We start from the raw sequence: 19196 nt of genomic DNA, 5'->3' as shown, positions 1-19196 counted from the left end.
CCCAGGGAGTCCCTCGCGGTACCCCCTCAGCGCCACATTGGAGATCACCAGTCGGATTCGAATCGACGCGGGCGATTTCGCTTACGCCTCAGCCCGTCCCCGCCGCCGCGGTTCGAAGGACAACGGCTGCTCGCGCACCGCTGAAAGTCCGCATTCGAGCGCTCCCAGCACGACGCCGTCGGCGCCCAGCGTGGAGGCGGCCAGTACCGGTATGGGTGCCTCGAAGTGATCTTCCAGGGCGGCTGCCGCCTTACTCAGGACCGGCTCGAGGGTCGCTGCGACCGCACCGGCCACGATGACTTTGTCGACGTCCAGGAGGCTTGCCAGGACGTGGGCGATGCGGGCCAACCGCTCCCCCAACCGGTCGACGATGCCAAGGGCGGTGATGTCGCCGTCGGCCGCCGCTTTGAACACCGTTTCGGCGGATAACTGTTCGACGGGGATCCGGGCCAAAATCGAACCCGAAGGCAGCGCGCCGGCACGGCTCGCGTCCACTGCCCATTGCCTGCCCAGCAGGCCCAGGCCATCGGTGGAGCCCACGCCTTCGACGACGTTCAGCAGGCGCATTTCACCTGCACCGCCGCGCGGTCCCCGCAAGAGCATCCCGTCGATGACCAAGCCGGCGCCGAAGCGCTCCCCGGAGAGCAGTGTCGCGAAGGATTTGCCGTCGGTGCCGCGGGCCCGCTCGGCGAGCGCAGCGAGGTTGGCGTCGTTGTCAATGATCGTTTGTCCACAGTCGGCGAGCACCGTGGGGAAGTCCGGATTCATGTCGTCCCAGAACTCGTTGTTCCGGGGCGAGCGGCCGTTTTCGTCAACGGGCGCGGGCACTCCGACGACGGTCAGGAAAACCTCGGCAGGATGGACGGCCGCCCGTTCCAGTGCCTCGTCGACGGCGGCGCGCAAAGTCGTCCGGCGGACGGCACCGTCCTGGCTGTCCAGGGCATGGGTGGCCCGGGCCAGGATGGTTCCGCGGAGGTCCGAGACGACCGCCGTCACCGTGTGCTGACCGGCATCGACGCCGACGACGTGTCCGACGTCGTTCCGCAGGCGGTACCGCCGGGCCGGCCGGCCCTTGACGTACTGCCCGGCTTCGCGGGAATCGCCCACCTCTTCGATCCAGCCCCGTTCGACCAGTTCGTCGCACAGCCCCAGCACCGTGGTGCGGGTCAGGCCCGTTGCCGCCATGGCCTCGGCGGCCACGAACGTTTCCGCTTCGAGGGCGTGGCGGAGCACCGCGCCCATGTTGATCTTCCTGAGCAGCTGCGTCGACGCCCCCGCGTCATCTTGGAACATTCCTTGACCTTATCCCCGGCATTCATGCAAGCTTTAGTCCACGTACTAAATTTAGTTCCTTTATTTACTACGTGGATTTATGTTTTGAGGCGCATCGTGGTCAGCGATGCGTGAACCAAGTCAAAGGAGACCATGTGGTGCTTGCAGTCCAAACGAGCGGGCAGCCGCGTGTGAGCAGACGATCGTTCCTGCTCGCAGCGGGTGCTCTCGGGGCCGGTTTCGCCCTTGACGGTTGCGCGCCGGCGCAGTCGTCGACGGCGGCCACGGAGATCACGTTCTATGTGTCCAAGCCCGAAGTGATCGGGTACTTCGACCGGGTGATCGAGCAATTCCACAAGAGCCAGGACGCCGTCCGCGTGGTCCGCGATTCGACGTCGAGCATGTCTGCCGACTTCGTGCGCAACCAGCCGCCGGACCTGGGGTGCTGGAACTACAACTTTGCCGTTGCGGAATTCGTCAAACACGGCGCCCTCAGCGACTTGTCCGACATGGAAGAGGCCAAGTCGATCAACCCCAAGCTGTGGCCGTTGGTGGACCAGACCGCACAGTATCCCGGCCGTACCAGCGCCATCCCGTACTCCGTGATGGCCGCATCCGTCATCTACAACAAAGACGTCTTCGCCAAGCATGGACTGTCCGTTCCGACCACCTGGCCGCAGCTCGTGAAGATCTGCCAGACCTTGCAGGGCGCCAACATCGCGCCTTTCTACAACACCATCAAGGACACCTGGACGGTCGGACAAGGAATGTTCGACTACAGCGTCGGCGGCATGGTGGACGTCCCGCGGTTCTTTTCCGCTCTCGGCAACGAGGGCACGTCCCTGAACGCCGGCTCCGCGGCATCCTTTCAAAAGGACTTCAAAGCCCCGATGGATCGCATGCTCCAGTTGGCCGCGTTTGCGAACAAGGATGCCGCCAGCCGCGGCTACGCCGACGGTAACCTCGCGTTCGCCCAGGGCAAGGCCGCGATGTACATGCAAGGTCCGTGGGCGCTGAATGAAATCGCCAAAACCGCCCCGGCGCTGAAGCTGGGTACCTTCCCGCTGCCCGTGACCGACGACCCGGCCGACCTGAAGGTGCGCGTAAACGTGGACCTCGCCCTGTGGATCCCCGAGGCCTCCCGGAAGAAGGACGCGGCCCGCCAGTTCCTGTCCTTCCTCATGCGCCCGGACATCAACGACAAGTACAACGCGGACAACAACGGCTTCGGCGTCCGCAAGGATGCGCCGCCGGCAAGCAACCCGGCCCTGGCCGGGATGCAGAAATACTACGACGACGGCGCGTTTTACCTGGGTGCCTCGCAGCTCATTCCTGCGTCAATTCCGGTATCGAACTACGCCCAGTCGATCGCACTCGGCAGCGCGCCCGACGCGCTCCTGAAGACCTTGGACGCCGACTGGGCACGCCTTGCCCTGCGCAACGTCTGACCCGCTCCCGCACGAATTGAGTTCCCTTATGTCCTTGATACGCACGTCGCGCCCGTCCCGCACCTCGATCCCGTCCCGCACCTCGAGCCCGTCGCGGAAGCGGCGCGTTGAGCCCGTGTTCTACGCCTTCCTCCTCCCAACTGTCCTGGCCTTTACCCTCGCCATTACCGTCCCGGCCCTCATGGGCATCACCCTGAGCTTCACCGATTCGGTCGGATTTGGTGAGTTCAAGTTCATCGGCCTGACGAACTACATCGCGGCCTTCTCCGACCCCGCCATCCTCAAGGCCTACGGCTTCACCATCGGCTTCGCGCTGGTGACCGTGATCCTCGTCAACGTCGTGTCCTTCTTCCTCGCACTTGGCCTGACCGAAAAGATCCGGGCCAAGGTCGCCCTGCGCGCCGTATTTGTCCTGCCCATGGTCATTTCGGGCATCGTGATCGCCTACGTTTTCAACTTCCTGTTCTCCAACTCCCTCCCGGACATTGCCACGGCGATCGGACTAAAGCCGCTGGAAACGTCCATGCTGGCCAACCCGGACCTCGCCTGGCTCGCCTTGGTTCTGGTCACCGCATGGCAGGCTGTCCCCGCCACGCTGCTCATTTACATTGCCGGGATCCTGTCCATCCCCGCAGACGTCTACGAAGCCGCAGCCCTCGATGGCGCCACCGCTTGGCGGAAGCTGGCATCCATCACGATCCCGCTGGCGGCCGGCTACATCGTGATCAACGTGATCATGGGGTTCAAGGGCTTCATGAACGCCTACGACGTCATCGTCGGCCTGACCGGCGGCGGCCCCGGCACCTCCACCACCAGCGTCGCCATGTCCATCTTCAACGGCTTCGGCAACGGCGATTACTCCTACCAGATGGCCAACGCAACCATCTTCTTCCTGATCGCCATCGTCATCGCGCTGCTGCAACTGCGCGCCACCCACGGAAAGGCGACCTTCTGATGAGCATCCAAACCCTTCGCAAACCCACCACCACTGCGCGGCCCGTCGGCCGGGGTACCAGTTCGCGCCCCCGCAGGAACCGCACGCAACTCACCCGCTGGGCGCTCACCATTGTCCTGGCCCTCTGCTCGCTCACAGTCCTCGTTCCCCTCTACGTCACTGTCACCATGGCCTTCAAAACCACCGGACAGGCCGTGGACGGCAACGCCTTCTCACTCCCGGGACCATGGAGCCTGGACGGCTTCGTCCAAGCCTGGACCCTGACGAACTTCCCGCGCAGTTTCGCCGTCTCGGTCGGAGTCGCCGCCCTCAGTGTGGCAGGCACCATCGTCCTCAGCGCCCTGGCCGCCTTCGCGATCTCCCGCAACTGGGACCGCCGACTGTTCCGCTACTCGTTCTTCTACCTGCTGGCGGCCATGTTCCTGCCGTTCCCCGTCGTCGCACTGTCCCAAGTGAGCCTTAGCGGCATGGTCCACCTGGACAATCCCATCGGCGTCGCCATCCTGCACATCATGTTCCAGCTTTCGTTCAGCGTCATGCTGTTCACCGCGTTTCTGCGGTCCATTCCGACCGAACTCGAAGAAAGCGCCCGCATTGACGGGGCCAGCACGGCCCAGGTGTTCTGGCGCCTGATCTTCCCCCTCTTGGCACCCATGAGCGCCACGGTGGGAATCTTCGCCTTCCTGGCCTCGTGGAACGACTACATGATGCCCGCTCTCATCGTGTCCAACCCGGCGTGGCAAACGCTGCCGGTGCTGCAACAGATGTTCCAAACACAGTTCAGCAACAACTACAACGTCTCTTTCGCGTCCTACCTCATGGCCATGGCACCGTCGATCATCGTGTACCTGTTCGCGCAGCGCTGGGTGATGTCAGGCTTGACGCAGGGCGCTATCAAGTAAGACCCGACGTGCTCGGGCTCAGTTCAGGACGGGGTGAGGCGGTCGAGGACGGCGTCCAGGCCTTCCCCGACTGACCGGGCGTATGCGCTGTTCGGGGACAGCACGAGCCCGACGACATCGAACGCAGAGATCCTCCAGATCCAGGCCGATTCGATCTGCGTTCATTCCGACGTACCCAACGCCGTCCAGGTAGCCCGCCGCGTGCGCCAAGTCATCGATCACATCTAGCCAGAAGCGACCGGGGCCGGGGCCGATATACGGTTTGGCGCATTCCTGCTTTTCGAGATAAGAAACTACGCTTCGACGAGAATCACCAAGGTCTCGGGCAGCACTCCGTCATACTCCATTGCTTCGGCCCCGGCCTCGGACTGCATCAGGGCCATAACGGCGTCCATGTCGGGAACGTCCATCAGGACTGCCACCTGCGTGGGGTTCTGTGGGTTGACGAACGTCCGGATGTTGGTGACGCCGAGGGGGCCGAAGACCTCTTCGCGTTTCGTGAGGCAAGCCAATGATCTTTGTCTTTCACATCGTGGTGGCCGATCACGGTTGGCATGGCACGTCCTCTCGACGAGGGGCCAGCGGTCCGCAGGCCCACTGCGCATAACGGTAGTAGTCCTCCCGCGCCCAGACAAGGCTTTTCGTGGCCGCATCCCGCCCGCTTGAACAGTGACACGCTGGCAGGGTTCCGCTTACCCGTGGGTAAGCAGCGGGGCGAATTGTCGCTTAGCCCCGACGTGCGACATCGTCGCTCAGAATGCCCGGCCAGGTTTCGACGTCTCCCGGGGTGCGGGCGACCGTCAGTGTTGCCTGAGGGAGCAGTGCGGCAAGGGAATCAGCGGTTGACAGCGGATGGCCGGGATCATCGGTCCACGCCAGGATGGTCGTCGGCACGTCGATCCGCGCGACGGACTCAGGCGCAGGCAGATCGCTGAGTGCCGCGCCTCGAAACAACGACGGCAAGAGGGCGTCGGCGACGTCGGGCACCGTCTCCGGCGCACCGACGGTGGCCGGTGGCGGTGTTGACTGGCGGGTGGTGGCGAGGAACGCCTCGACCCCGGCAGATTCGATGAGATCCGCGGCAACACGGTAGCTTCGAGCCTGTGCAGCCCGGGTTTCCCATGCCGTGGGCGGCACCATCAGAGTGAGCCCGCTAAAGCGGTCCGGCTCACGGGAAGCGGCATGCAACAGTGTGCCGGCACCCATGGAGGGACCGACTCCGTGGACACGTTCGCCCGGGAACCAGTGATCGAGCAGTCGCAGAAGGTCCTCGGCCAGGCTTTGCCATTGATAGTCTTCGGGGACTTTCCGCCCCGTCGACCGGCCATGGCCCCGCGCGTCATAGCGCAGCAATCGAGTTCCACTGAGCCCTCGACCGAGGTCGAGGTTGAGCACCCGATCGCGCGCACGGCTTGAGGTAAGGCCATGCAACTGGACAACCGGGTGTCCACCTTCGTCGCTCAAAGCCACCGCAAGCTCGGCTCCGGGAACCTCAAAAACGGGCATCAGGCTCCTCGTTTCGTCACTGACCGCGTCACCTCGAGCGGCCGCGTTGGGCGTTCAAGCTATCTGGGACGATAGGATACCGCCATGCGGCTGACCAACGTCTCGCACCTACGCCTACCGTTCGGACGACTTTGGGGCTACGACGTCAGCGTGTCTGCGCCCAAGCGTCGTCTTCCAGTGTCCTTTGACCAACGGCTCCATGTGGGGGCAGGCGAACGCCCCGGCTCCTGGATGGCGTTGTCTTTTCGGCTGCCCGCACCGACCCGTCGTGAGTCAATTGCCGACGCCTGGCTGGCGGTCATCGCCCGTCATGGCACTCTGCGGACGGCATTCGTCGCCGGTGCTGATGGTGAGCCGGAGCTTTACGAGGTCGAGATTGGTCCGGGAACATGGGTTGAGCATCAGATCTGTCCCGGTCAGGCCGTCAATGACGCGGTCAGGGACATTCTCGACACGGCATGTTCACCCTATGCACAGCCCTCCCACCGGCTGTGCTTATTGGAGACTGCCGCTGGACTCACCGTCGTGATCGCGGCCGACCACGCCCACGTCGATATGTGGTCCATGCTGGTGATCGCGCGCGACCTGCTGTCAGCGCTCGATGGCGGGAAGGCGGGCCGCGAACCGTTGCCCGGGCCAGTGTCGGCATTCGAAGAACACACGCAAGCACTGCTGGATCGCAATGCGGCGCCGGACGACGTCCGTCAACGCTGGAAAGACATCATCGGCGACAGCGGCGGCGTCATGCCGCAGTTCCCGCTGCCCCTGGGCGCCCCCGCTCCGCATCGCGAGCGGGTGGAAGTGCGCGATGTGTTCGATCTCGACGACGGGGCCGCGTTTGCTGCGCAGGCCCGCGACGACGGCGTCTCGACGCTCGCTCTCGCTGTTGTTGCGATGACCGCGGTGACCCGCGAGTTGGCGGGAACCCCGCTGCGGGCGGTCTTCCCAGTGCACAGCCGCTTCGAGGACAGATGGCATGACTCAGTCGGCTGGTTCATTACCAATTCGGTACTTGAGTCGGCGGTCGCCGAGCCGCGCGCCGCGGCGGCTGCGGTAAAGGAAGCTGTGCGGCTTGGCTCATGGCCGCTCGCTGACGTGCTGGCTCCATGGGGCGGCATGCCCGTGGCTCCCGGCATGTTCGCGATCTCCTGGCTGGATCTGCGCAGACTGCCGGTGCGGATCGATTCCGTCGGACTCGACGCGCAATACGTGAGCGCGGCAATCGACACCGACGGCGTGATGCTTTGGTTCATCCTGGACGAGTCCGGACTTCACTTGAGATGCCGTTATCCCGATACCCTTGAGGCGCGAGCCAACGTGGGCGGATGGCTCGATCTGTTGGTCGCTCGTTTGCAGGCAGATGCGCGATCCTCGGTTCGAGGACTGCTGCGGGTGGCGGGACGGACCTTCAGGCTGGAACGGGCGGGCCGCGATGACGTCGAAGCCATCGCCGCGCTGCTATCCGATGATCAGTTCGGTCCCGATCGTGAATGCGTCGAGCTCGAACGATATGAGGCAGCCTATGACGTGGTTGTCCGCGACAAGTCCAACTATCTGGGCGTTGTCCGCAATGGCGCCGACCGCATCGTCGCCACGATGCAGTTGACCATCATTCCGGGTCTTTCCCGGGGCGGTTCTTCCCGACTGCAGATCGAGGGGCTGCGGGTCGCGGCCGCGGAACGTTCACGTGGCTTGGGCACCGCGATGCTTGAGTGGGCACACGATTTCGGGCGAGCGCGCGGGGCGCAACTGGCGCAGGTGACCACCGACGAAGCACGCGAACGGGCCCGGGCCTTCTACACCCGACTCGGATATCGGACAGCCCACGTCGGGCTGAAACGGCAGATTTAGGCTGTTCACGCCTGCGGCTGAGACGGCCCCGGTTCCATAAGATCTCCCACCCAGGGCAGGTACCCGCGACGGGCTATCATTCCGTCGGGCAATCCCTTGACATCAAATCCGGATCCTGAAATGTCGATAGTGATCCGGGCGTCACCCACTGGCGCGTTGGTGATGTGCAGATCTCCATAGGACGCAGGGAGTACCGGGTCCATCCATATTCCGCGCAGGGAAACGTCCGGGTCGTATCTCATCAACGTTGTTACAAGCATGATCGGTGCGGTCGCTGCCCAGGCCTGCGGTGAGCACGCCGTTGGATACGGAACGGGCTCGGTGAACTGCTCCCGGCTGAAGCCGCAGAACAATTCGGGAAGACGCCCGTCCGAGAATTCCGCAGCTTCAAGCAATGCCGTGGAAATCCGCTGGGCCTCTGCCACGAATCCGTAGCGCATGAGTCCGACTTGGATGATCGCATTGTCATGCGGCCACACTGATCCGTTGTGGTAGCTCGCCGGATGGTAGGCCCCCATATCGCTAGCAAGTGTGCGCACTCCCCAACCGCTGAACATCTCCGGGGACATCAGCCGCTCGACCACGGACGGTGCCTTGTCCTTATCAACGATTCCTGTCGTCAAGCAGTGGCCCATGTTGGAGGCGCAGGCGTCGACCGGCCGCTTATCCTTGTCCAGCGCGACGGCGTAGTAGCCCTTGTCCGGCAGCCAGAACTGTTCGTTGAACTGCCGTTTCAGGCGCGCGGCACGATCCCGCAACTCGGACGCCTTGGCCAGGTTGCCGCCGTCGTACGCCATCCAAGCGGACGCCAGGAAGGCGCCGTAGACGTAACCCTGCACCTCGCAGAGAGCGATTGGAGGCTCGGCCAAGGTTCCGTCAGCGAAATTGATTCCGTCCCAGGAGTCCTTCCAACCTTGGTTTATCAATCCCCGATCGTTAAGGCGCTCATACTCGACAAAACCGTCCCCGTCCTTGTCCCCGTAATCCACAATCCAGCCCAGCGCACGGTCCGCGTTAGGCTGCAACGCAGCAATGGTCTCCTTGGCAAAACCCCAACGGCTCACCTCTCCGAGCACCATAAGAAACAACGGCGTGGCGTCCGCACTGCCGTAGTAGGTGGACTTACCGCCGAGAGCCAGCGAGCTTGCAACGTCCAGCCTGACCTCGTGCAAAATCTTGCCGGGTTCTTCCTCGCTCATTGGGTCCGCTGTTCTTCCTTGGCGGTCGGCAAGTGTCTGGAGCGTGCCGAGAGCCAGGGAGGGGTCCACGGGGAGCGCCATCGTCGAAGCCCATAGCGAATCGCGCCCGAACAGAGTCATGAACCATGGCGCCCCAGCCGCCACCACTACCCGGTTTGGGTGTCCGGGATCCTCAATCCGCAACGAGCCCAAATCGTCGTAGCTACGTCGCAGGGTCCGCTCAATCGAGCGGTTGCCCATCTGCAGGACAGGGATTTTGGCCACCCACTCCCGTCGACGACGGTCACGCGGCGTTAGCGCGTCGGTCTCCGGACGCGCGTCGGTCTCCGAAGCGGGAGGACCATCCGTGGCTGGCGCCACGGCGAGCAGAGTGCTCCAGTGATCGTGCGGCGGGATGGTCACCTTGTAGGTTAAGGCTTCGGTGACAAGGACGCCCCGGTCTGCCGTGATAACGACTGCCTTGCTGACGTCCTGCCAGGTGCCCCGGATGACAAGCGAGTCCCCGTCCAGTTCCCGGGTTTCGTTCCAGCGCCGTTGGATCCGGGCTTCCTTGACCTCGAAGAGATCAGCGAAATCCGATTCGAAGGCCATTTCCACAGTGCACTCGACCGGCTTCATCGAATAATTGCGGATGGTAATCCGCTCCTGGATTCCGATGCCCACTTCACGAAGCCTCTCGACGATAAGGGGAGTCGCGGTGATGCCTTCGGATTGTGGCACACGACCGGCAAAGAGTGCCCTGTAGGGCTCTTTGCTCTCTTTCGCCAGCGGTTCAAGAAATTGCCCGTTTACGGTCAGGATCCAGCGGGACAGGATCCGGGTGTCCTCGTAGAAAACGCCGTGAGGGTATTCCGGGAGAATGTCCCCGTTAGCCGACGAGATGCAGAAATTTGAACCTTCCAGCAGTGTCACCGCCGCGCTCAAAGGCGCGGCTGCCGTATCTGCGTTCCACCCAGCCATTCCAGGCTCCTTCGCGGAGTTGCGCCGTTACTTCTGACGATCCCAAGCCCCGCGATCCGGGGCCTTCTTCATTGGATCAGCCGACTCTACGCTTCCCGGTGTGCTGGCTCCAGCCCCCCCGATTACTCACGGAAATCCCTGTGTCCGGGCAATCCTGGCCGGGATCCGGTGTATCAAACTGACACGTTTTGTCCCATTGCCAAAGGCCGATTCTGGAAGAGATCAAATAGGCCAATCAGATTAGTGAGTTGTTCGAAGTCTCCCCTGCAGATTTTCTCACTGCTGGCATCTGGCCAGACATCGCGGCAGCAGTCGCCTGAAGCAAAAGCAAGGTGAGGGAAATGAAGGCTCGAGAAGGTGTCAAGCAACGCTGGACGCACGCTGCATTGTCCGATTGGCGTGAGCTTCAAACCGGTGAGTTCGTCAATATCGTCAGGAACGCAAAAGTGATCGCCCGTGGTCGCGTTGAGGAAGTATCCGGAAGCGGCGGGGTCCTTTGGCTCGACAACGAAGAATCCGAAACACAGACATTCCTCAAGTCGGATGGCGTCTTTGTTCGGAGGCCCTGATGTTCGTCACCACGGTGGAACCCCAAACCCTTCTGCACAACAACAAGGGAACGTCGGTCACCACCGAAGCCCAGTGGTACGTCCAGGCAGAAGCATCCCGCGGCGGGTCGCGGGGGGTCAAAATCACTTGGCATAGCGCAGCTTCCTACAGCATCGAACTAAGCGACGAGATCCCCGTCGGAATTATTTATGAGTGCCTCGCAGAGAACCCGCACAACGAAGCTTGAAGGAAATCCCCCGAAATACCCCTAGGAGAACTTTGCTTCTCCTAGGGGTATTTGGCGTTATCCAGGCGGAGCCCGGTATCGCGACCACAACAGTGCGCCCCAGCCCGAATTTGTCGGGTTGGGGCGCCACCGTGTGGGTCTCAATGATCGCCGGGAGTTGCAGGAGGGGCGTCCGGGCATGACCCGGACGCCCCTGGGAAGGTCAGGCTTTGGTTCCGAGGCGACGACGGTTTGCCTCGTGTGCGTCTTGAGCTTCGAGTACGTTTTCGATCTCGCTCTCGGTCTCCGCGACTGAAGCGATCGCGAGGCTTGCATCATGCGGCGAAGCGCTCGAAACGGCGGCCTCCACCTCGGCATCCGTGGCCCGGCCAAGACGCGCATACCAAGCGGGACGGAATCGCTTGAAGTAGAGCGCCACCGAGGAACCGGCAATGACGAACGCGACAAGCACCAGCAGCATCCATAGGTTCTGCCCTGGCTCGCCGCCGACGAGCAGATCGAAGCGAGCGATCGCGAACACCACAACCGCACCAAGTATCACGAGCGAGAAGATCGGTGCGACGAAAACTTTCCACGGGGATTCTCCGGCGGGAACACCCGTCCGCTTGAACCACACGAAAACGGCGAGGCTGACGAGGACCATGAGGATAAGCACGCCCGCAGTTCCAATACCGCTGCCCGCACCCATCACGAAGGCCGGGTCGACCGAGGCAATAGCGAACGGCGCCAGCATGACGGCAACTGCGATCGCAGCAGTCAGGGATGCACGATACGGGGACTTGTGCCGTGGATGCACCACCGAGAGGTACTTCGGCAGAGCGTGGTCTGCGCTGAGGTTGAACAGGTAGCGTGCCGAGACGTTGTGAACGGACAACACGGAGGCCACTGCCGACGTCGTAACCAGGACCATCGTGATCTGCAGGACGCCAGGACCGACGAACCGGGTGAGCGCATCGTTGAACATTGTGCCGGCGCCATCGGTGGCGGCCGCCTGCGCCTTAGATCCGAAGGCTACGATCAGTGTGTACGCGGACAGCGCGTAGAACAGTCCGATGAGGATGACGGCGAGGTACGTAGCCCGGGGAATCGTCTTGTTCGGCTTGCGGACTTCGTCTCGGTAGAGGGCAGTCGCTTCAAAGCCGAAGAAGTTGCCGAGTGCGAACAAGAGCGCGATGCCGGTACCGCCGTTGATGAAGTGGGCCGGGTCGAGAGGCGCAAGCGACAGTCCTTCCGAGCCGCCCTTTGCAAGGGTCACCACGTTGAAGATGCCGACCAGGATCACCTCAAGAACCATCACGGTGCCCAGGACCTTCGCCGATAGGTCAATGTGGAAATGTCCAAGGGTGGTGACGATGATCCATACGACGGCGCCGCATGCCCACCACGGCAGGGCGGGTCCGCCGAAGCTCGTCACCAATGACCCAATCGTCACACCCGCGAAGCCGTAAATCCCGGCGCAGTTGACGAGGTAGGAGATGGTCGCGAGGTAGGCACTGCCGACGCCGGTCACCCGACCGAGGCCGAGCGAGATATATGCGTAGAACGCGCCCGCCCTGGGGATGTGGCGCGTCATTGTCATGTAGCCGATCGAAAAGACCATCAGGACGATCGTCGAGATGATCCACGCCAGCGGCGCGGCTTCTCCGACGAAGCCGATGGCGAAGGCCAAATAGCCGGCCACCGTGACGATCGGCGCGGAGAACGCGAGGACGCTCAGCACGAGCGAGACGGTCCCCAGGTTGCCGGTGAGGCGGTTCTGCTGGTCTTCAGCGGACTGTGCCGCCGCGGGCGTCGGAGCGTTTGTAGCGGATTTCCTATCCATGGTGTTCCGCGATTCTTTTGATAATGCTTCGGTCATTTTATCCTTCGTCCTCGATAGATAGACCACGAATGAACGGGATGAATTTGGCTTGCCGCTGGTTGTCGACCAACTCCCTCGTTGGATCCGGCACAACGCCTACGGTCATCGTGCCGGGCGACGCTCCGGAGGCCTGGATTCACCCGTGTGCAACAACTATGATCCACATCACGTAGACTCCTATGTGCCAGAATGGAACACCCCTATTCGGGCCCGTCCCAAGCCAAGCCCCGCATCCGCCTGCGCACTTGCACAGACGGATGCGGCCAAGATTCCGGTACCCCGGAATCTTGGCCGCTGGCAGCGCCTGACGTCGCGCCCGAAACAGGAACGTTCCGCTAATTGGCTATGGGCAGCGCGCTTGCGATAGACACAGCAATGCCTTCCTCTGCCGAGCGCTGTGCGGCGTCGGCGATCATCAGGGCAGCTCGTCCGTCTTCGAAGTTTGGGCTGCTGGAATGCTCACCGCGCACCAGTTTGATGAATTCATCGAGCTCGAGGGCGTATGCCTGCGCGTACCGTTCTATGAAGGGTTCGATGTACGGGTCCCTTGCTTCAACGGCCGAGCCCGATGAATAGCTCACAAGGCTGGACTGGGCGTTTCCCACTTGGAGCATGCCGAGCGCCCCGAATGCCTCGAGGCGCTGGTCGTAGCCGATGGCGCTGTGCCTTGAGTTCGTAATGGTGACGATTGCGCCGGAGGCGGCACGCAAGGTCACCACGGCAGTGTCGAAGTCGCCGTGCTCGCGGGCGCCTGTGTCGAACAGCCGGGCCCCGGTAGCACTCACTTCGATGATGTCGCCGACGAAGAAGCGCGCCATGTCGAAGTCATGGATGGTCATGTCGCGGAAGATCCCGCCCGACACCCCGATGTAGGACGCGGGCGGTGGGCCAGGATCCCGGCTGACGATCGAGAGGTGTTCGAGCTCTCCGATCTCCCCGGCCAGCACCCGTGTATGAACGCGCGCGAAGCTGGGGTCGAAGCGCTGGTTGAAGCCCAACGCCACCGGGACGCCGCTTGCTGCGACTTTCGGGCGCAGCGCGTCTACCCGGACGATGTCCAGATCGATCGGTTTCTCGCACAGGACAGGAAGGCCTGCGTCGACGCAGGCCTCGATGAGCTCGACATGGGTGGGGGTTGGGGACGCCACCAACACGGCGTCCAACTGCCTGGAGTGGATAAGTTGTTCCGGCGAGTCGGTCACGGTGCCGCCGAAGCGTGAAGCTACAGACTTTGCTCCATCGATGAACGGGTCGGCTATTCCAACCAGTTCCGCCGCCGGATTGGCGGCGATATTCGCGGCGTGGACCTGGCCGATGCGGCCAGTCCCGATGAGTCCGAAGCGTATGGGATTCTGCCTCATGAGATGTCTCCTTCGAGAATAGCTTCTAGTCCTGGTAAAAGTCGGGTTTCGTGGCAAGCATGACCGCATGTCGGTTGCCGGTGCGCATCGCCTCGATGGCTGCATCGGCGACCGCGGTAGCCGCATATCCATCCCAGGACGTCGGGCCAGCGGGGGGCTTGTTCGCCGCGAGGTTGTCGATCCACTCCTGGAATTCGACGTCGTAGGCGCGGATGAAGCGTTCACGCCAATCGCTCGGGACGCGCCCGCTGTAGTGCGCGCCCTGTTTGAGGACGACGTCGGTGTTGTCGGCGAGCGCAACGGTTCCGCTCTCGCCCACAACCTCGCCGCGGATGTCGTAGCCGTATCGGATGTTGGCTGACACCTCGACGTCGACGAGGATGCCGCTTCCCAGCTCGATTAACACGAAAAGGGGGTCGTCGACTCCCTCCTGGGTGTTGCTGTTGCCTCGGGGCTTTAGCACCCGGACAGCGGTTACCTCATCGTTGAAAAGCCAGCGCACGAGGTCGATCTCGTGGATGAGGCAGTCAGTGATCGCCATTTCGCTGGTGTAATTCGGTGCGGCCTCCGGCATGCGGTGTGCGCAGTGCATCATCAGGGGTGCCCCGATGCGGCCTGAATCGACGGCGTCCTTCAGGGCGCGATAGGAGGCGTCGAACCGCCTCATGAAGCCGACTTGCACGAGTCGCTGCCCCGCTTCGGACTCGGCGCTCATGATCCGTTCGCATGCTTCGCGGGTTGTGGCGAGCGGTTTCTCGCAGAAGACGGGCTTGCCTGCCTCGATGGCGGCGAGCACGAACTTCTCGTGCGTCGGGCCCCAAGTCGTCACGACGACGGCGTCCACGTTCGGGTCGGCGATCAACTCCTCCCCCGCAACCTGCGAGGTACAGCCCGGCAGGGTCGAGGCAATCTTCCGGGCCCGGTCATGGTCGACGTCGCTGACGGCCACGACGCTGCCTCCTGAGAGGACTTCTGTCAGTCGGCGGATGTGGTCTTGGCCGATCATTCCGACGCCGATGACTCCGATTCGCAGTGTCATACCTTCTCGTTTCAAAGTTTCTATGTTCCGGGGATGGGCTTGCTGAGGCCGGGAGGGGTCCAGGGCTCTTCGGGGACTGTAGTGATGACGACTGTGGAGCCGTCGAGATAGATGCGATCCACGTGCTGGTGGCTGGCTTCCTCCGGCGTGGAGACCCACACGGCGGTGAGCCTTCGCACCGAGTAATTGCTGCCTCAAAAACTGTTACTGCTATTCGAACAACGTGCGCAGAGGGGCGTTCAGGAATGTGCCGGTGGGATCGAGCTTCCTCCGGACTTCGACGAAATCGTCCCACCGCGGATAGCGCTCCCGGAGGATATCGGGGGCGAGGAAGTACTGCTGCTTACCCCAATGCGGCCTCGCATCGAACTCGGAAAGGACCTGGTCGATGGTGTGGAAAAAGGGCAAATTCTCTCCGCCCTTCGTTCGGCAGAAGCCGATCGCCACGGAGTCGCGGCCGTACATGGGTGACAGCCAGGATTCGTCCCGCGCAACAGTCCGTGCTTCCATGGGAAATTCGTCGGGGAAACGGTCCATGACGGGGAGCGTTGCGGCGAAGGCATCGTGAGCCTTGTCGTAGGGAACGAAGTACTCCACTTCTTCCCACGGCGTCGGATAGTGGTCCGGATATATCCGGTACGGACGGTTGAGGCGCGAAGCCGGGGTGTAATCATCGTCCGCGTCCGCGGGCACTGCGTCGTAGATCCGCACTAGGGTCGGGTCCTCCATGCTGTCCGGCAACGGTGGCAGGATCGCGGACATGTCGTACATCGGTCCACGAACGAAGCTGAAATGGCGGTGTTTGCGGTTCGCTTCATCCCATCCGTCCAGGACTTCCGCGAAGGGCTTGAAGGTCAGTGATTCCCTTAGTTTGAACGCCGGCTCAAGCTGCAGATCGATGCTGACGAGGATCCCAAGCATCCCCGCTGAGGCCCGGAGAGCCGGGAGTCGCGGGTCGTCGGGGCCAATTCGCTCGAGTTCGCCGGACGCAGTTATCAGCTCTGCGCCGACGACTGCCCCGGACATTGCGGTGAGCTGCAGTCCCGACCCGTGGGTTGAGGTGCTGACAGCGCCTGCGATTGTCTGCAGATCAATCGCGCCCTGGTTTTTCAAGGACAGACCTGCGTCCCACAGGGGCTCCCCGATCTCGGAGATTTTCGTACCGGCCTGGATGCACGCCCGATTTGCGGTTTGATCGATGTGGACAATGCCCGATAGGGCTGAGATGTCAAGCACGATTCCATCGGTGGGAACGAGCGGGGCAAACGAATGGCCGGATCCCACCGGACGGACCGAGATCCCCCGTTTGGTTGCGTCGGCCACTATCTCGCTCACGTGCTCGACAGAAACGGCTTTGACGACCGCCTCGGGTGAGCAGCTTTGGGTGCCGGCCCAGTTACTCCACGTCGTTTGAATGCTCATGTTGTTCAACCTCCGGTCCTGCGACTGTTTGTCCGGTCGCTTTGGGAATGGTTCATTGCTGGAACGTCTCGTCCATCAGGGCCGCCCCCAAGCGGGGAGCTGAATTGGCCTGAGTCAGTCGATCTTTTGCCGGCCGAGCCGAACATAGATGTCCGGGCGCCGGGAGCGCAGGAAGAATGCGTAGACAACGCCTCCGAAAAACAAAGCGAAGGTGAAGCTCATGAAAATGACCGTCATTTCGGCCGAACCCCCGATGAGTTCGGGGTAGTTGGCGATTGCCAGGTAGGTGACGACACCTAGGAAGACCACGCTGATGAGAGGAGCAACGATTGTTTTCCATACCGACTCCGGGGCAAAACTGCGGCGACGCAAGAAGTACACGAGGACGGCAAAGCTGGTGATGAACATCAGCAAGAGCACAGCGAATGTCCCACTGCCACTGGCAATCGGATACAGAGCGTCCGGGGAGACGCCCAGCATAGTGAAGAGCACTGTCGCCGCCGCCCAGATCAGACCGATGGCGATTGCGGCAACATAGGGTGACTTGTGCCGGGGGTGTACGCGTCCAAAGAACGCGGGAACCGCGTGATCGGCCGCAAGGGAGAAGCCGTAGCGTGCTGCGATGTTCTGGATGGACAACATGCATGCCAGCACGGATGTGATGAGGAGAATCGTTGTAACATCCGCGAAGATCTTTCCCACAAGGGCCCCTACGGCGTTGTTGAACAGATTCACAGTGTCGCTTGATGCTGCCGCCTGCACGTTGTCCGGGCCGAAAAAAGCGATGAAGGCCCATGCAGCTATGGCGTAGAAGAGGCCGATGCCGGCGACGGCAAGGTATGTGGCGCGGGAGATTGTCTTGTCCGGATTCTTGACCTCGTCACGATAGATGACCGTGGCTTCGAAACCGAAGAAGTTGCCCACAGCGAACAGCAATGCCAAACCCACTGTCGCATTGGTTGCCGATGAGGGGACGAATCCTGCGCTCTGTACCGCGTCGAGTCCTTTGGCTGAGAACGAGGCCACATCGAAGACGACGATGATGGCTACCTCAAGGAGCATTACCGCTGTAAGCAATTTCGCGGAAAGGTCGATGCGGTTATAGGCAAGGGCCGTTGTGACTGCGATGATGGCCAGCCCGTACCAGTACCAGGGGATTTCAGGGCCGTGCAAGGTGTTCACAACGAATCCTTGCAATGTCACTCCGAAGAATGAAGGGGCGAAGAATCCTATGAAGATGTACCCGAAGAGCGCGAGGAAGGCGCCGCCGAGGCCGGCTGGCTTACCCAGTCCAGCTGTGACAAACGAGTAGAAACCACCTGGCGACTGGACGCTGCGGCTCATCTTCACGAAGCCAACAGAGAAGATCAGCAGCATGAGGGTCACCAGAACGTACATAGCCGGAGCCGTCTGGCCGCTGAACATCAGCAGGACGGGCAGGGTTCCGGCTACCGTGGCCAGCGGCGAGGAGAACGCGAGGACGTTCATCACGAGTTCACCCACCCCCATGTTGCCTTTGAGTCGGCTTTCCGGAGCGGAGCCCGTCACCTTTGGCTTGTCGATCGTTGTATTGCTCATGTAATCCTCGTCACTAAAATATGAGTGCCGACTCACAGTATCGACAGCTGGAGCGGCAGGGATGTGCCAGTCTGGGACAGCTCGAGGATTGATCGGGTCAGCGTGACGGCACGGTCCAGCACTTCCGCGAACTCCACTTGCCCAGGCTTCCGCCCGCCCCATCGCTTGACCCCATCCAGGAGGGTAAAAATCACCCGTGTTGTCTCGGTAGTGAGGCTGTAGCCCATTTCCTCTGCCGCGGCAGCAAACATGTCTTCGTGGAAGCCGACCAACGCCCCGACTTCATCGCGGACCTCGTCGCTGAGAAAGTGCGTGACGCGGTCTGTGGCGATCACGAGGTCCCACAGCTCAGACTCGGGTTGCAGCAGTTGATGTGAAAGGTGGAAGCGCACCAGGGTCGCCCAATATTCCTCGGCTGATCCGGCGTCACTGGCTGCGGCGAGCAGCCCGCGGGCGAAGTCGTGAGTGAACGACAGGAGTGACGCAGCGGCAATTTCGCGCTTTCCTTGCGGAAAGCTTGAATACAGGCTCGGAGCCTTCATTCCAAGCTCTCGCCCCAGGGTCCTCATGGTTACCGATTCGAGTCCGCCGTTGGCGGCCAGCCGCAAGAATGCGGCCAAGATGCGTTGTTGCGCAGGAGTGTGGGGAGGCCGATCGCGGCTGAGTAAGAAGGCGGCAATTGCCGCGTTCGCTCGCTCCCGCGGTACCTGAATCATTCCAACGTCACCCCCGATATCCATCACCCAAGGATAGCTAACGACCGTTCGTAAGTCATCAAGTCAGGAACTGGCTACGGTCCCGGGGTTGGCCACGGCGAGGAGTCGCGTGTGTCGCGGCCTTCTGCCATGTCCTGAAGGAGTCGGTGAACGAGCTTCCCGGATCGCCTTAGCTGGACGTTGGTCCGTTCGCCAAGATCGGTCTCATTGAAGGGTGCCGACGCCCGCAGCCATTCGACATGCCGGCCTTGTGCGAGCTTCCTGTTCATCATCGAGATCAACTCTAAAAAATATTCGGGCTATTAGGTCCCTTCCAGCATCTGTCCCGGG

Annotated in this window: 19 protein-coding genes; 7 read left to right on the top strand and 12 right to left on the bottom strand. The window is 62.1% G+C overall.

Annotation, left to right across the window (positions count from 1 at the left end; translation table 11 throughout):
• Positions 1-81: 81 nt before the first annotated feature.
• On the bottom strand, positions 82-1293 hold the full coding sequence (locus ABCW42_RS03675) for an ROK family protein (protein WP_423183576.1): 1212 nt from the start codon (positions 1291-1293) through the stop codon (positions 82-84).
• A 134-nt stretch (positions 1294-1427) separates the two neighbouring features.
• Here ABCW42_RS03675 and ABCW42_RS03670 point away from each other — a divergent pair, with 134 nt between their 5' ends.
• From ABCW42_RS03670 to ABCW42_RS03655, 4 genes are read left to right on the top strand one after another with little or no spacing between them, the layout of a single operon-like run.
• On the top strand, positions 1428-2720 hold the full coding sequence (locus tag ABCW42_RS03670; protein ID WP_423183575.1) for an ABC transporter substrate-binding protein: 1293 nt from the start codon (positions 1428-1430) through the stop codon (positions 2718-2720).
• A 28-nt stretch (positions 2721-2748) separates the two neighbouring features.
• A complete protein-coding gene (locus tag ABCW42_RS03665; protein ID WP_423183574.1) occupies positions 2749-3675 on the top strand; it encodes a carbohydrate ABC transporter permease in 927 nt (308 codons plus the stop codon).
• Positions 3675-4577 (top strand): carbohydrate ABC transporter permease, encoded by a 903-nt coding sequence (locus ABCW42_RS03660; protein ID WP_423183573.1) that lies wholly within the window; start codon positions 3675-3677, stop codon positions 4575-4577. The genes ABCW42_RS03665 and ABCW42_RS03660 overlap by 1 nt, the downstream gene beginning before the upstream one ends.
• Before the next feature lie 33 nt (positions 4578-4610).
• Positions 4611-4805: a LamB/YcsF family protein gene (locus ABCW42_RS03655; protein WP_423183572.1), complete on the top strand. Its 195-nt coding sequence runs from the start codon at positions 4611-4613 to the stop codon at positions 4803-4805.
• A 65-nt stretch (positions 4806-4870) separates the two neighbouring features.
• On the opposite strand, the gene ABCW42_RS03650 is transcribed toward ABCW42_RS03655, so the two are convergent.
• Together ABCW42_RS03650 and ABCW42_RS03645 are read right to left on the bottom strand one after the other, a co-directional pair.
• The gene (locus ABCW42_RS03650; protein ID WP_423183571.1) at positions 4871-5089 is read right to left on the bottom strand and encodes a hypothetical protein; all 219 of its coding nucleotides are present in this window, start codon (positions 5087-5089) and stop codon (positions 4871-4873) included.
• Positions 5090-5303: 214 nt separating this feature from the next.
• Complete coding sequence (locus tag ABCW42_RS03645; protein ID WP_423183570.1) at positions 5304-6083, bottom strand: alpha/beta fold hydrolase; 780 nt, start codon at positions 6081-6083, stop codon at positions 5304-5306.
• A gap of 84 nt (positions 6084-6167) precedes the next feature.
• Between ABCW42_RS03645 and ABCW42_RS03640 the strand changes: the two genes are divergently transcribed.
• Positions 6168-7934 (top strand): GNAT family N-acetyltransferase, encoded by a 1767-nt coding sequence (locus ABCW42_RS03640; RefSeq protein WP_423183569.1) that lies wholly within the window; start codon positions 6168-6170, stop codon positions 7932-7934.
• A 5-nt stretch (positions 7935-7939) separates the two neighbouring features.
• Here the strand turns inward: ABCW42_RS03640 and ABCW42_RS03635 are convergent, their stop codons facing one another.
• The gene (locus tag ABCW42_RS03635) at positions 7940-10093 is read right to left on the bottom strand and encodes a glycogen debranching N-terminal domain-containing protein (protein WP_423183568.1); all 2154 of its coding nucleotides are present in this window, start codon (positions 10091-10093) and stop codon (positions 7940-7942) included.
• Positions 10094-10434: 341 nt separating this feature from the next.
• On the opposite strand from ABCW42_RS03635, the gene ABCW42_RS03630 reads away from it, so the two are divergent.
• The gene (locus tag ABCW42_RS03630) at positions 10435-10662 is read left to right on the top strand and encodes a hypothetical protein (RefSeq protein WP_423183567.1); all 228 of its coding nucleotides are present in this window, start codon (positions 10435-10437) and stop codon (positions 10660-10662) included.
• Entirely contained in the window at positions 10662-10889 is a 228-nt protein-coding gene (locus tag ABCW42_RS03625; RefSeq protein ID WP_423183566.1) for a hypothetical protein, read from the top strand. Before ABCW42_RS03630 ends, ABCW42_RS03625 begins: the two co-directional genes overlap by 1 nt.
• 202 nt (positions 10890-11091) lie before the next feature.
• Here ABCW42_RS03625 and ABCW42_RS03620 read toward each other — a convergent pair whose 3' ends face one another.
• From ABCW42_RS03620 to ABCW42_RS03585, 8 genes are all read right to left on the bottom strand, one after another.
• Positions 11092-12711 carry an APC family permease gene (locus ABCW42_RS03620; protein ID WP_423183565.1) on the bottom strand — a complete coding sequence of 540 codons (1620 nt, stop codon included), beginning with the start codon at positions 12709-12711 and terminating at the stop codon, positions 11092-11094.
• Positions 12712-13085: 374 nt separating this feature from the next.
• Complete coding sequence (iolG, locus tag ABCW42_RS03615) at positions 13086-14111, bottom strand: inositol 2-dehydrogenase (protein WP_423183564.1); 1026 nt, start codon at positions 14109-14111, stop codon at positions 13086-13088.
• 25 nt (positions 14112-14136) lie between these two features.
• On the bottom strand, positions 14137-15150 hold the full coding sequence (locus ABCW42_RS03610) for a Gfo/Idh/MocA family protein (RefSeq protein WP_423183563.1): 1014 nt from the start codon (positions 15148-15150) through the stop codon (positions 14137-14139).
• Positions 15151-15170: 20 nt separating this feature from the next.
• Positions 15171-15329 carry a hypothetical protein gene (locus tag ABCW42_RS03605; protein WP_423183562.1) on the bottom strand — a complete coding sequence of 53 codons (159 nt, stop codon included), beginning with the start codon at positions 15327-15329 and terminating at the stop codon, positions 15171-15173.
• A gap of 31 nt (positions 15330-15360) precedes the next feature.
• Positions 15361-16572 carry a D-arabinono-1,4-lactone oxidase gene (locus ABCW42_RS03600; protein ID WP_423183561.1) on the bottom strand — a complete coding sequence of 404 codons (1212 nt, stop codon included), beginning with the start codon at positions 16570-16572 and terminating at the stop codon, positions 15361-15363.
• Positions 16573-16686: 114 nt separating this feature from the next.
• Positions 16687-18150 carry an APC family permease gene (locus ABCW42_RS03595; protein ID WP_423183560.1) on the bottom strand — a complete coding sequence of 488 codons (1464 nt, stop codon included), beginning with the start codon at positions 18148-18150 and terminating at the stop codon, positions 16687-16689.
• A 32-nt stretch (positions 18151-18182) separates the two neighbouring features.
• Complete coding sequence (locus ABCW42_RS03590; RefSeq protein ID WP_423183559.1) at positions 18183-18770, bottom strand: TetR/AcrR family transcriptional regulator; 588 nt, start codon at positions 18768-18770, stop codon at positions 18183-18185.
• A 170-nt stretch (positions 18771-18940) separates the two neighbouring features.
• On the bottom strand, positions 18941-19138 hold the full coding sequence (locus tag ABCW42_RS03585; protein WP_423183558.1) for a hypothetical protein: 198 nt from the start codon (positions 19136-19138) through the stop codon (positions 18941-18943).
• Between the last annotated feature and the right edge of the window lie 58 nt (positions 19139-19196).

The organism is Arthrobacter sp. NyZ413, assembly GCF_049390645.1.
Lineage (GTDB): Bacteria > Actinomycetota > Actinomycetes > Actinomycetales > Micrococcaceae > Arthrobacter.
Note: the sequence above shows the minus strand (reverse complement) of the source record. Positions and strands in the feature narration are given on the sequence as shown.